Source organism: Streptomyces sp. NPDC030799, assembly GCF_055572255.1.
Map to the genome: position 1 here is coordinate 250,332 of NZ_JBVIDS010000010.1, position 11,857 is coordinate 262,188.

Here is an 11,857-nt window from a genome sequence, read left to right on the forward strand (position 1 = left end):
AAGGCAGGTGCCTCCCGTGCGCACCTCGACCCGTATCGCCGGTGCCCTCACCGGTCTGACCCTCACCCTCGGCGGTGCGGTCCTCGCCGCGCCCGCGGTCCGGGCGGACATCCCCGCCTGCACACAGATGGCCCAACTGGCCGGTGCCACCGATTCCGACGCCGTCACAGCGGCCTGCGGCCGTGGCGTGGTCGGTGACCTGCAAGGCTGTGTGACCGGGCTGACCGGGGCCGGAGTGGCGGGCGGCGCCGCGACCGGCGCCTGCCGGGCGGCGGCCCACGAACCGCGCTAGCGGTGCCCGGCCTCGTCTCGCGGGCCCCCTGCGGAGCGCCCATGCTGAGGAGGAGGGCGCCGTCGTCCTGAGACCTGTCCTTCCCGGAAGCCGAACGAAGGCGCCCGAGAGGAGGAAGTCATGCGCGTGCGAAGGATCCTGGGCCTCGCCCTGGCCGCGGTGACCCTTGCCGGCGTGAGCGCCGTCGGGGCTGTCAGCGCCGGGGCCGCCTCGTCCCCGAACATCTCCAGAGACGACTGCACGGCCGCCGGCGGACAGATCGTTTCACGCCCCTACGCCGGCGAGGCCTGCGCGCTCCCCGACGGGACGATGCCGGCGATCACCTGACCGGTCGGCGCGCGGCCGGGCAACGAGTGGAACTCACACCACACGACCTTGCCCGGGTTCCGCTCCCCCACCCCCCATTTGTCCGCCAACGCCGCGACGAGCAGCAGGCCCCGGCCGTGTTCCGCGTCCGGGGACGTCTCCGGGGTGCGGACCTCGCCCGGGCCGCTGTCGTGCACCTCCACGCGGAGGACGCCGTCGTCGTGCAGGGTCAGCCCGAGGAGGAAGCCGCGGCCGGGGGGCGCCGTGGACGAGGGCGTTGCCCTGCACCGCAGCAATGGCATGGTTCAAGTCCAGCTGCAGCAGCAACGAGGGCGGGCGACTGCCTCGAAGTGGCCGCCTCCGCCTCCACCGTCCACATCCGCGACTCCAAGATTCCCACCGGCCCCACCCTCACCCTCTCCCCCGCCACCTGGAGCGAGTTCCTTGACGGCATCGCCCGCTGAAACGGAATGGGTCCCCATCGCCTCGTACGAGAACGTGCCGGGGCAGCCGAACCCCGTGCGGAGCCTGCTCGGTCGACTGCGTGAGCGCGGTGTGGTCGGGGCCTCGCCGCCGGGCTGGTGGCATGCCGCCGGGGAGCGGTACGCCACCCGGCGGAAGATCGTCCGGCGTCACGCGAGGTGACCGCTCAGAAGCCGCCGCCGAAGTCCCCTCCCCCGTCGCCCCCGCCGTCGAAGCCGCCTCCGTCACCGAAGCCGCCGCCGAAGTCGCCGGGGTCGAAGTCGGTGCCGGAGACGTCGCCGCCCTCGTATCCGCCGCCGCCGAAGTCGCCGTACCCGGTGCCGTAGTCGGCGGCGTACGAGGGTGTGGCCATCATGCTGCCGAGCAGGGTGCCGACGAGGAGGCCCGGGAGGAGGCCGCCGCCGAAGTAACCGCCGGCCCAGGGGCCGTAGGCGGGGCCCGCGTCCCAGTAGGGGCGGCGGCCGTAGTCGGTGTCGACCTCGCGGATGACGGGGTCGCGGCCGTCGGCCAGCCGGGTGGCGTCGGCGGCGCAGACGGGGACCTGGCGCGGGGCGCCGCCGGGCGGGGTCCAGGTGGCGTCGGTGACCGAGGGGCCGTGCCGGGGGTCGAAGAAGCAGGGCGGGCGGCGCTCGGGCAGGGGGCGGCCCTCGCGGCGGGCGGCCAGCCGGGCCAGGGAGAAGCGGCCGTCCTCCAGGGCCTCGGTGACCGCGCGGACGTCCTCCGGGCGGCTCGCCTGCGCCATGCGTTGTTTGGCGGTGTCGTAGGCATCGAGGGCGTGCTCGTAGTCGGCGCGCATCGCGTCGTCGGCGCCGGGCTCGGCCGGCTGGAAGTCGAGGCGGTCCAGTTCCTCGCCGAAGGCGGTGATGTCCTCGTCCACCACCACCCGGAGACGGTCGAGGGCGGCCCGCTGTTCTTCCTCGCGGCGTCGGCGGTTACGGCGGACCAGCGCGTACGCGCCCGCACCGCCCGCCACCACCACCGCGGCGACGCCGATCAGGACCGCGCTCGACGCACCGCCGCCTCCGCCGCCCGAGCCGCCCCAGCTCTTCGGGGCGTGGCCGCCCATGTTGGCCAGGGCTCGGTCGGTGAAGTCGGTGAGCTGGGCCTTGGCCGGCTCGCCCTGGACGCTCGTCACCAGGTTCTGCCGGGCCGTCGCAGACATGACCGAGGCGTCGGCGCGGGCGTCGAAGCGGTCGCCGAGGCGGATGCCGTACAGGCCGGTGATGCCGGTGGCCGTGCGGAGCCGGGCGAACAGGTTCGCCGTCGGGTAGTCGGCGGGGAGCACCGCGATGAACAGCGGTTTGTTCGCGTCCTTGATGCGTTTCGCGAGCGCGTCGGCGTCCGCCTTCGACAGCTGGGCGGAGGCGGCCGGATCGACGTAGACCGGGCCCTTGCGCAGGGCCTGGGCGATCGTGGAGACGCCGGTCTGCGCGCTCGCCGCGGGCGCGAACAGCGTCGCCATGATCAGGGCGAGGGCGGCCAGCAACAGTGCCGGGAGGCTTCGGGTCCGCAGGACGGCCTTCATGCTTCGAAGCTACCCGAAGCCTCCCATAACCGGACACAGGTGCGCCGTCACGCGGCCCGGTATGCCTCCGTCAGCTTCTCCACCGCCTTTCCGTACCGGCCGGTCAGCAGCAGGTGGTCGGCGTCGGCGAAGGGCCCCGACACCGCCTGCGTGAGGTGGCCGCCCGTCTTCTGCTGGACGAGCAGCCGGGCCCGGGTGACCAGCGCGCGTCCGGTCCGGTCGTCGCCGTGCCGCTCGGCCGCCGCGGCCCGGGCGGCGAGGTCGCGCAGGGTGGCCGTGCCGCCCTTCGGGACCGGGGTGAGGGTGGTCAGGCCCCAGCCGTAGGGGAACTGCGGGTCGTACGACGCATCGCCCACGTTGATCGGCAGCTGGTCCTCCGAGCGGGGCCAGGTGACCGGCAGCTGTCCGGTGAAGGGGCGCTTGCCGTAGAGGACGTCGGCGACGCCCTCGCCCTCGGTGCCGGGCAGCCAGGAGGCGACCAGGGCGTCGATCTCGTCCAGCCGGTCGCCGACGAGCTGCGGGCGTCCGGAGACGATCAGCACCGCGCACTTCATGGCCGCGCAGACCTTGTCGACGGCGGCCCGGTCGGCGGCGGAGAGCCGGAGATCGTGGCCGTTGCCGACGTCGCCGACGCCCTCGGCGTACGGGGTCTCGCCGACGACGACCACGCCCACGTCGTAGCCGTCCGTCGGAGCGGAGGCGTCCTTCGAGTAGGTGACGTTCCCGCCCGCCCCGCGCAGGCCCTGGAGAACGGTCGTGCCGGGGACGGTGTTCCCGGAGGCGCCCTGCCAGGTGAGGGTCCAGCCGCCGGTCTGGTTGCCGATGTCGTCGGCGTTGGACCCGGCGACGTACACCTTCTCGCTCTTCTTCAGCGGCAGCAGCCCGCCCCCGTTCTTCAGCAGCACCTGCGACTCGGCGGCGGCCCGGCGGGCGACCTCCCGGTGGGCCCGGGAGCCGATGGCGGCGGCGCCGCTGGTGTCGGCGTACGGGTGCTCGAAGAGGCCGAGCTCGAACTTCTCGGTGAGGATGCGGGAGACGGCGTCGTCGATCCGCTTCTCGCTGATCCGTCCGGCCCTCACCTCGTCGGCGAGCGTGGTGCTGAAGTCCTTGTAGGAGTACGGCACCATCATCATGTCGACGCCCGCGTTCACGGCGGTGCGGACGTGGGTCGGGTAGTCGCCGGGCAGCTGGTCGATGGCGTTCCAGTCGCTGATGACGAAGCCGGCGAAGCCCATCCGGTCCTTGAGCACCCCGTTGATCATGTCGCCGCGGGCGTGCATCTTCACCGGGCCCCGGCCGTCTCCTGCGATGTCGAGGGAGGAGTACGACGGCATGACCGTGCCGATGCCCCGCTCCACGGCGGTCCTGTACGGCGCCAGGTGGATGTCCTCCAGCTGCTGCCGGGTGACGGTGGTGACGCCCTGGTCGATCGTGTAGGTGCCGGTGGTGGAGGAGCCGTATGCGGTGCCGCCGTCGCCGGCGAAGTGCTTGGCGGTTGCGAGCACCTTGTCGTTCCGGCTCAGGTCGCGTCCGTCGGCGCGGCCCTGGAGGCCCTGGACGATGGTCTCCATGGACTGCACGAGGGCCGGGTCCTCGCCGAAGGACTCGTAGGCGCGCCCCCAGCGTTCGTCACGGCTCACGCACAGGCAGGGCGCGAAGTCCCAGGGGACGCCGGTGGCGCGGACCTCGGCGGCCGTCACCTCGCCCGTCCTTTCGGCGAGCTGGGGGTCCCGGGTGGCGCCGAGACCGATGTTGTGCGGCATGATCGTGGCGCCGGTCAGGTTGTTGTGGCCGTGGACCGCGTCGACGCCGTAGATCAGGGGGACCTGGAAGCGTGTCGCCCGGGCCCGGAGCTGGAAGCCGTCGATCATCCGGGCCCAGGCCTCGGGGGTGTTGGGCGTGGGTGTGGAGCCGCCGCCGGAGAGCAGCGAGCCGAGGGCGTACGTCGCGATGTCGCCACCGCCGCCGACGGCCCCGCGCTCGGCCTGTGTCATCTGCCCGGCCTTCTCCTCCAGGGACATCCGGGAGAGCAGGTCGGCGACGCGCTTGCGCACGGGCAACGTGGCGTCCAGGTACGGCAGTCCGTGTGCGTCGATGACGATCTGCGGGGTCTCGGCGGGGGCTTCGGCGCCGGTGACCGTGAGCTTCAGCGGGACGGTCTCGGCGGGTTCGGCGGCCCGGTCCCTGCGGGTGGACACCTCGATGGTCCGTGCCGTGCCCGAGGCGGTGCCGGCCGGGAAGGTGAGGGTGCCGGAGACCGGGGTGTAGTCCTGGCCGGCGGTGGCGGTGCCGCCCTGTGTGGTGTACGCGACCGTCACGGGGGCGTCGACGGGTCGGTCGCCGGTCGTGGTCAGGGTGACCTTCACCTGGGCGGTGCCGCCCTCCTCGACCGGTTGGACGGGCGCGTCGGTGCCGACAAAGGCGCGCAGCGACTGGTCGGCCCTGCCGTACACCTCCACGTCGTCCATGGCGAAGTCGCCCTTGGTGCCGGGCGGGAGTGTGACGGCGTACCCCCACATACGGGTCAGGCCGAGCACGTGGTCGATGCCGCCGACGGGCTGGTAGTCGGTGCGGTACTGGAAATCGGTGAAGGGGATCTCGATCCGCTTCCAGCCGGTGAAGTCGTCGGTGAAGGAGGTCGTCCAGAGTTCCGAGGCCTCGCCGTTCGCGCCGCCGTCCTTGATCTCGAAGGCGATCTTCCTGCCGTTGCCGTGGCCGTCCCACCAGAAGCGGATGCCCTGGTACGGGGACCAGTCGTGGGCGGGCCGGTCGGCGGCGAAGTCGTGCGTGAAGCCGCCGTAGCCGCTGATGTCGTAGGTGCCGGTGAGGACCTTGGCGCCTTCGGGGGCGTCGGCGCGGTCGGTGAGGTGGAGGGCGGGCGGGTCGTCGGCGTCGCTCCCCCAGGTGAAGATGCCGTCGGCGGGCTGGGAGGCGAAGGGGACTTCGCCCTCGAAGCGGTCGACGGGGACCGGGGCGGGGTCGTCGGCGGCGTGGGCGACGGCGGACAGGGGCAACAGGGCGGCGAGCAAGGCCCCGGAGACGAGCAGGGCGGTTCTCGGCATAGACCTTCCCTCGGCTCTCGCGGTTCACTCATGGCTTAGATCACGCCGTGAGTTAACTAAGGGCCCACAGAGCCGTCAAGACGCCACGTCAGACATCCCGTGGCGGAAAAAGGCGGTCGCCGTGCTGCGCTTCCGGGCTCCGCGGCCCATGGTAGGGCTATGACCACACCGCAGGATCTGTTCCTCGTCAGTCTCGACGTGCCCGGCGAGCAGCCCGTCGAGCAGGGTGATCTGTCGCTGGCGCTCGCGGGGGCCGAGCTGATCGATCTGCTCGGCGCGCGGGCTCTCGTCCTGGACGGTGAGCGCATCGTGCCCGGTCCGGTGCTGACCACGGGGGACCGGATGCTGGACGAGGCCGGGGCGGCGCTGGTGCGCGGGGAGCCCTACGAGACGGTCGAGGACTGGCTGTGGCGCCGGGGGGAGGGGCTGGCCGTGGCCTATCGCGACGTGCTGGAGTCCGAGGGGCAGCTCACCGGGAAACGCCGGCGCCGGCTCGCACTGCGCGACCGGGACGACCCGCAGGCCGACACCCCTGCCCGCCGGCACGCGGCCGACCGGTGGTGGTCCCACGAACCCGTCCTGGCCGGGCTCGCCTCCACCTTGGGCATCCAGGGCGAGCGCCCGCCCGAGGAGGAGCCCGGCGACGAGGCGGTCGTCGCCGTCCTGGTGGCGGTCGGCGACGCGGTGACCGAGCTGGAGGCCGTGCGTGAACGGCGCCGCATCGAGAACGTGGCCTTCGACAACATCTGGCGGGCGCCCTGAGCCTCGGAAGAGGGGCTGGACCTCAAGAACGGTGGAGCCTCGGAAGACCGGCTGAGCCCCACAAGGCACCGGTTGAGCCTCAGAAGACCGGCTGGCCGATGCCCATCAGGTTGCCCTCGCTGTCCCGGAACCAGGCGGCCCGCTCCCCGCGCGCACCCTTGCTCGGGTAGTTGCCCTCGATCTCGGCGATGCCGTCCCGGGTGCGGAAGCCGGGCGCGTCCACGTCCTCGAACACGACCCCGCGCCGCCGCAGCTCCGCCACGACCGCCTCCAGGTCGTCCACCTCGAAGGCCATCTGGGTGAAGGTGCCGGGCGCGACTCCGGTGGAACGGAACACCACGAAGTCGATCCCGCCGCACCGATACAGCAGCCCGCCGGGGCGTTCGTCGACGGGTTCGAGGCCGAGCTTGTCGGCGTAGAAGCGCCGGGCCCGCTCCAGGTCCCCGGCGGGCAGCCGGGTGGCCACGCGGGCCCGGGACAGCACATCGGCGTTGTCTGCGGTCATGCCTCCACTGTGACTACTCCGCCGGCTCCACGCCCGCCCGCAGCAGCCCGTACGTGTACGCGTCCTCCAGGGCCTGCCAGGAGGCGGCGATGACGTTCTCGCCCACGCCGACCGTGGACCACTCGCCGGAGCCGTCCGAGGTGGAGATCAGCACACGGGTCGTGGAGGAGGTGCCGTGCTTGCCCTCCAGGATGCGGACCTTGTAGTCGACCAGGTCCAGCTTGGCGAGCTGCGGGTAGATCTTCTCCAGGGCCACGCGCAGCGCGCGGTCGAGGGCGTTGACGGGGCCGTTGCCCTCCGCCGTGGCGACGATCCGCTCGCTCTTGGCCCACAGCTTCACCGTGGCCTCATTGGCGTGGGTGCCGTCGGGGCGGTCCTCGACGATGGCCCGCCAGGACTCCACGTCGAAGTACTTCAGCGGGCGGCCCTCGACCTCGGCCCGCAGCAGCAGCTCGAAGCTCGCGTCCGCCGCCTCGTAGGTGTAGCCCTTGAGCTCGCGCTCCTTCACGCGCTCGACCACCCGGCCGACCAGCGCCCGGTCGCCGCCCAGGTCGATGCCGAGCTCCTTGCCCTTCAGCTCGATCGAGGCGCGGCCGGCCATGTCGGAGACCAGCATGCGCATGGTGTTGCCGACCAGCTCGGGGTCGATGTGCTGGTACAGGTCCGGATCGACCTTGATCGCGGAGGCGTGCAGGCCGGCCTTGTGGGCGAAGGCGGAGACCCCGACGTACGGCTGGTGGGTGGACGGCGTGAGGTTGACGACCTCGGCGATGGCGTGCGAGATCCGGGTGGTCTCGCGGAGCTTGCCGTCGGGCAGCACCTTCTTGCCGTACTTCAGCTCCAGGGCGGCGACGACCGGGAAGAGGTTGGCGTTGCCGACGCGCTCGCCGTAGCCGTTGGCCGTGCACTGCACGTGGGTGGCGCCCGCGTCGACGGCGGCGAGGGTGTTGGCGACCGCGCAGCCGGTGTCGTCCTGGGCGTGGATGCCGAGCCGGGCGCCGGTGTCGGCGAGGACGGTGGAGACGACGGCGTGGATCTGAGCGGGGAGCATGCCGCCGTTGGTGTCGCAGAGGATGACGACGTCGGCGCCGGCCTCGGCGGCCGCACGGACGACGGCCTTGGCGTACTCGGGGTTGGCGCGGTAGCCGTCGAAGAAGTGCTCGCAGTCCACGAACACCCGGCGGCCCTGGTCCTTCAGGTACGACACGGTGTCGCGGACCATGTCCAGGTTCTCGTCCAGGGTGGTGCGCAGCGCCAGCTCCACGTGCCGGTCGTGCGACTTGGCGACCAGGGTGATCACCGGGGCGCCGGACTCCAGCAGGGCCTTGACCTGCGGGTCGTCGGCGGCCTTGGCGCCGGCGCGGCGGGTGGCGCCGAAGGCGACCAGCTGGGCGTGCTTGAAGTCGATCTCCGCCTGTGCCCGGGCGAAGAACTCGGTGTCGCGCGGGTTCGCGCCGGGCCAGCCGCCCTCGATGAAGCCCACGCCGAAGTCGTCCAGGTGCCGTGCGATGGCGAGCTTGTCCGCGACGGTGAGGTTGATGCCCTCGCGCTGCGCGCCGTCGCGCAGCGTGGTGTCGAAGACGTGGAACGAGTCGTCGAGCTCGCTGGTTGCCGTCTCGGTCATGGTCTCAAGGCTCCTGTTGTGAATCTTCGGTCTTACCGGAATGACCGGCTCCACCGTCCCCCCAATGGTCCCTCGCGCTGCGCTCCCGGCTGAAGGTGGGCCGGAAAACGAAAAAACCCCTCGCGGGTGCGAGAGGTCTGCGCGCGGGTCGAGGACGACGGTGGCCACCCGCACCTGGTCGTACGAGGTGGTCACTGCGGACCGGCGCGCCTGCTGCCCATAATCATGGCGAGCGAGAGCACGGGGGCAGTCTGGCACAGCACCGCCCCCGGCTCACCGAGCGTCTCAGGATGCGGTCGTCAGACTGGAATCCGCACGGTCCCTCGCCCGGGCGAGGTCGAGGTCCTTGGTCTCGCGCATGGTGACGTACACCACCAGCGACACGGCGGCGCAACCCGCCACGTACCAGTAGAAGCCGGACTCGATCCCGGCCTTCTTGAACCACAGGGCGATGTATTCCGCGGTGCCGCCGAAGAGGGCGTTGGCGACGGCGTACGGCAGGGCCACGCCGAGTGCGCGGACACCGGTCGGGAACAGTTCGGCCTTCACACAGGCGTTGATCGAGGTGTAGCCGGTGACGACGACCAGTGCGAGCAGGGCCAGCCCGAGCGCCGGCCAGAAGCTGCCCGCGTGCTTGAGCAGGGTCATGATCGGCACGGTGAGGAGGGTGGAGCCGACCGCGAAGGTGATCAGCAGCGGGCGCCGGCCGATCCGGTCGGAGAGGGCGCCGGCGAGGGGCTGGAGCGCGGCGAAGACGATCAGCGCGGTGAAGGAGACCAGTGTGGCGGTCTGCTTGGACAGTCCGGCGGAGTTGGAGAGGTACTTGGTCAGATAGGTGGTGTACGTGTAGTAGGCGACCGTGCCGCCCATGGTGAGGGCGATGACCAGGAACGCCTCCCGCTTGTGCGCCCACAGCGCGCGCAGCGTGCCGCGCTCCTCGGCGCCCGAGTCGTCCGCCTCGTACACCTCGGTCTCCAGCATGCTGCGCCGCAGATAGAAGATGACGGCGGCGCCGAGCGCACCGACGACGAACGGGATGCGCCAGCCGTAGCTGTGCAGGGCGCTGTCGGACATGGTCCGCTGCAGGACGATCTGCAGGCCGAGGCCGACGATCTGGCCGGCGGTCATGGACACGTACTGGAAGCTGGAGGCGAATCCGCGCCGCTTCGGGTCCGAGGCCTCCGTCAGATAGGTGGCGCTGGCCGCGTACTCGCCGCCCACCGACAGGCCCTGCAGCAGGCGGGCGACGAGCAGCACGAACGCGCCCCCGTAGCCGGCGACCGCGTAGGTGGGGGCGACGGCGATGAGGATCGCCGACGCCGACATCAGCGTGACGGTCAGCGTCAGCGCCGCCTTGCGGCCCTTGCGGTCGCCGACCCTGCCGAGCAGCCAGCCGCCCACGGGCCGCATGAAGAATCCGACGGCGAAGATGCCGGCGGTGTTCATGAGTTGGGCGGTGGGGTTGCCGCTCGGGAAGAACGCGCCGGCGAAGTAGGTGGCGAAGCTCGCGTACACGAACCAGTCGAACCACTCGACCATGTTGCCCGCCGAACCGACCCAGATCTTCTTCCAGTGTTGTCGTCCCATGGGCCGTTACTTGCCCGGCGACGGAGGAAAGGATTCCTTTACCCGGCGGGCATCAACAGGGAGTCGGCGATGAAATCCCGTACGTGCGCCAGCACTTGGTCACGGTCGGTGCCGCGCAGCCCGATGGCGACATGGATGGAGAACCCGTCGAGCAGCGCACGCAACCGCGCCGCGAAGCGGTCCGCGTCCACCCGCCGGAACTCTCCCCGCGAGATCCCCTCGGCGATCAGCGCGACCAGGTCGCGGTGCCAGGCGCCCTCGATCGCGGCCTGCCGGGCCCGCGCGTCGTCGTCGGCGTTCTGCGAACGGTTCCAGACCTCCAGCCACAGGGTCCAGTGCGGGTCCCGGTGGCCGTCGGGGACGTACAGGTCGACGTAGGCGGACAGGCGCTCCCGGGCGGTTGCGGGGCCGGTGAGGAGGCGGCCCCGTGCCGCGCCCAGCCGGCCCTCGCTCCACTCCAGGGTCTGCAGCAGCAGCTCGTCCTTGGAGCGGAAGTAGTACAGGAGATGGCCGCTGCTCATCCCGACCTCACGGCCGAGGGCCGCCATGGTGAGCTTCTCCAGACCGCGCTCGGCGATCATGTCCATCGCGGCGGCGAGAACCTCCTCGCGCGGCGGCGCGTTCTTCCGCGCCCGCGCCGCACCGGCCATCCCTGACTCTCCTCCGTGCTCAGACCTTCGGCTGCTGCTGGGTGATGCAGTGGATGCCGCCCCCACCCGCAAAGATCGTACGCGCGTCCACCAGGGTGACCGTCCGCTCGGGGAACAGGCGGCGGAAGATCCCGGCCGCGATCTCGTCGCGCGGGTCGTCGAAGCCGCACAGCACGACGCCGCCGTTGCAGATGTAGTGGTTGATGTAGGAGTAGTCGGCCCAGTGGCCGTCGGCCTCCAGGACGGTCGGGGCGGGGACCTCGACGACCTCCAGGCGGCGGCCGCGCGCGTCGGTCGCCGACTTCAGGAGGCCGATGACCTCCTTGGTGACCTCGTGGTCGGGGTGGGCGGGGTCCGGCTGGTGGTGGGCGACCACCACGCCGGGGCGGGCGAAAGCGGCGACGATGTCCACGTGGCCGAGGGTGCCGAAGCCGTACGGCGGATAGTCACCCGTCAGACCGCGCGGCAGCCAGATCGCCTTGCTGGTGCCGAGGTGGGCGTGGATCTCCGCCTCGACCTGTTCCTTCGTCCAGTGCGGGTTGCGCTCGGGCCCCAGCTGGACCGTCTCCGTCAGCAGGACCGTGCCCTCGCCGTCGACGTGGATCGCGCCGCCCTCGTTGACCAGCTTCGAGGCGTACGTCTTGGCGCCCGCGAGATCGGAGACATACGCGGCGATCTTGGAGTCGTGCTCCCAGCGGGCCCAGTCCTGTGCGCCCCAGCCGTTGAACGTCCAGTCCACGGCGGCCAGTTCGCCCTTGCCGTTGGTGAGGAAGGTGGGCCCGATGTCCCGCATCCAGGCGTCGTCCAGGTCCCGCTCGACGGTGTCGATGTCCGGGCCGAGCAGCGCCTGCGCCTCGGCCGACTGGCCGGAACCGCAGACCACGGTCACGGGCTCGAAGCGGCGGATCGCGCGGGCCACCGAGGCCCAGGCGGCGCGGGAGGCGGCCAGGTCGTCCGGGTCGTCGAAGGTGGGGTTGGGGCCCGGCCACGCCATCCAGGTGCGCTCGTGCGGGGTCCACTCGGCGGGCATGCGGAAGCCGTCGGCGGCAGCAGACATGGTG

General features: G+C 71.8%; 10 protein-coding genes and 1 pseudogene. 3 read left to right on the plus strand and 8 right to left on the minus strand.

Annotated elements, in window-relative coordinates; genetic code table 11:
* Positions 1-16 precede the first annotated feature (16 nt).
* Positions 17-292 carry a hypothetical protein gene (locus tag ACZ41I_RS25440; RefSeq protein WP_363218424.1) on the plus strand — a complete coding sequence of 92 codons (276 nt, stop codon included), beginning with the start codon at positions 17-19 and terminating at the stop codon, positions 290-292.
* A gap of 272 nt (positions 293-564) precedes the next feature.
* Here ACZ41I_RS25440 and ACZ41I_RS25445 read toward each other — a convergent pair.
* Positions 565-910 (minus strand): annotated as a pseudogene (locus ACZ41I_RS25445) (ATP-binding protein); the annotation flags it as partial.
* Between the two features lie 38 nt (positions 911-948).
* On the opposite strand from ACZ41I_RS25445, the gene ACZ41I_RS25450 reads away from it, so the two are divergent.
* On the plus strand, positions 949-1,062 hold the full coding sequence (locus tag ACZ41I_RS25450; RefSeq protein ID WP_468515113.1) for a DUF397 domain-containing protein: 114 nt from the start codon (positions 949-951) through the stop codon (positions 1,060-1,062).
* 185 nt (positions 1,063-1,247) lie between these two features.
* Here the strand turns inward: ACZ41I_RS25450 and ACZ41I_RS25455 are convergent, their stop codons facing one another.
* Together ACZ41I_RS25455 and ACZ41I_RS25460 are read right to left on the minus strand one after the other, a co-directional pair.
* Positions 1,248-2,606 (minus strand): hypothetical protein, encoded by a 1,359-nt coding sequence (locus ACZ41I_RS25455; RefSeq protein WP_468515114.1) that lies wholly within the window; start codon positions 2,604-2,606, stop codon positions 1,248-1,250.
* A gap of 47 nt (positions 2,607-2,653) precedes the next feature.
* Positions 2,654-5,668, minus strand: a complete 3,015-nt coding sequence (locus tag ACZ41I_RS25460) for a glycoside hydrolase family 3 protein (RefSeq protein WP_468515115.1) — start codon at positions 5,666-5,668, stop codon at positions 2,654-2,656.
* Positions 5,669-5,827: 159 nt separating this feature from the next.
* On the opposite strand from ACZ41I_RS25460, the gene ACZ41I_RS25465 reads away from it, so the two are divergent.
* On the plus strand, positions 5,828-6,430 hold the full coding sequence (locus tag ACZ41I_RS25465) for a GOLPH3/VPS74 family protein (RefSeq protein WP_468322348.1): 603 nt from the start codon (positions 5,828-5,830) through the stop codon (positions 6,428-6,430).
* Positions 6,431-6,509: 79 nt separating this feature from the next.
* On the opposite strand, the gene ACZ41I_RS25470 is transcribed toward ACZ41I_RS25465, so the two are convergent.
* The 5 genes from ACZ41I_RS25470 to ACZ41I_RS25490 all read right to left on the minus strand — a co-directional run bounded on the left by ACZ41I_RS25470 (position 6,510) and on the right by ACZ41I_RS25490 (position 11,853).
* Positions 6,510-6,935: a VOC family protein gene (locus ACZ41I_RS25470; protein WP_468322345.1), complete on the minus strand. Its 426-nt coding sequence runs from the start codon at positions 6,933-6,935 to the stop codon at positions 6,510-6,512.
* 13 nt (positions 6,936-6,948) lie between these two features.
* Positions 6,949-8,559 carry a citramalate synthase gene (cimA, locus tag ACZ41I_RS25475; protein ID WP_363218416.1) on the minus strand — a complete coding sequence of 537 codons (1,611 nt, stop codon included), beginning with the start codon at positions 8,557-8,559 and terminating at the stop codon, positions 6,949-6,951.
* 285 nt (positions 8,560-8,844) lie between these two features.
* Positions 8,845-10,146 (minus strand): MFS transporter, encoded by a 1,302-nt coding sequence (locus tag ACZ41I_RS25480; RefSeq protein WP_363218415.1) that lies wholly within the window; start codon positions 10,144-10,146, stop codon positions 8,845-8,847.
* A gap of 38 nt (positions 10,147-10,184) precedes the next feature.
* Complete coding sequence (locus ACZ41I_RS25485) at positions 10,185-10,796, minus strand: TetR/AcrR family transcriptional regulator (RefSeq protein WP_399770675.1); 612 nt, start codon at positions 10,794-10,796, stop codon at positions 10,185-10,187.
* 19 nt (positions 10,797-10,815) lie between these two features.
* Positions 10,816-11,853, minus strand: a complete 1,038-nt coding sequence (locus ACZ41I_RS25490) for an agmatine/peptidylarginine deiminase (protein ID WP_399770673.1) — start codon at positions 11,851-11,853, stop codon at positions 10,816-10,818.
* Between the last annotated feature and the right edge of the window lie 4 nt (positions 11,854-11,857).

What these genes read in the sequence shown, in the direction of transcription:
- ACZ41I_RS25455 (WP_468515114.1), bottom strand. Translation starts at nt 2,606, where the DNA reads ATGAAGGCCGTCCTGCGGACCCGAAGCCTCCCGGCACTGTTGCTGGCC.
- ACZ41I_RS25460 (WP_468515115.1), bottom strand. Translation starts at nt 5,668, where the DNA reads ATGCCGAGAACCGCCCTGCTCGTCTCCGGGGCCTTGCTCGCCGCCCTG.
- ACZ41I_RS25465 (WP_468322348.1), top strand. Translation starts at nt 5,828, where the DNA reads ATGACCACACCGCAGGATCTGTTCCTCGTCAGTCTCGACGTGCCCGGC.
- ACZ41I_RS25470 (WP_468322345.1), bottom strand. Translation starts at nt 6,935, where the DNA reads ATGACCGCAGACAACGCCGATGTGCTGTCCCGGGCCCGCGTGGCCACC.
- cimA (WP_363218416.1), bottom strand. Translation starts at nt 8,559, where the DNA reads ATGACCGAGACGGCAACCAGCGAGCTCGACGACTCGTTCCACGTCTTC.
- ACZ41I_RS25480 (WP_363218415.1), bottom strand. Translation starts at nt 10,146, where the DNA reads ATGGGACGACAACACTGGAAGAAGATCTGGGTCGGTTCGGCGGGCAAC.
- ACZ41I_RS25485 (WP_399770675.1), bottom strand. Translation starts at nt 10,796, where the DNA reads ATGGCCGGTGCGGCGCGGGCGCGGAAGAACGCGCCGCCGCGCGAGGAG.
- ACZ41I_RS25490 (WP_399770673.1), bottom strand. Translation starts at nt 11,853, where the DNA reads ATGTCTGCTGCCGCCGACGGCTTCCGCATGCCCGCCGAGTGGACCCCG.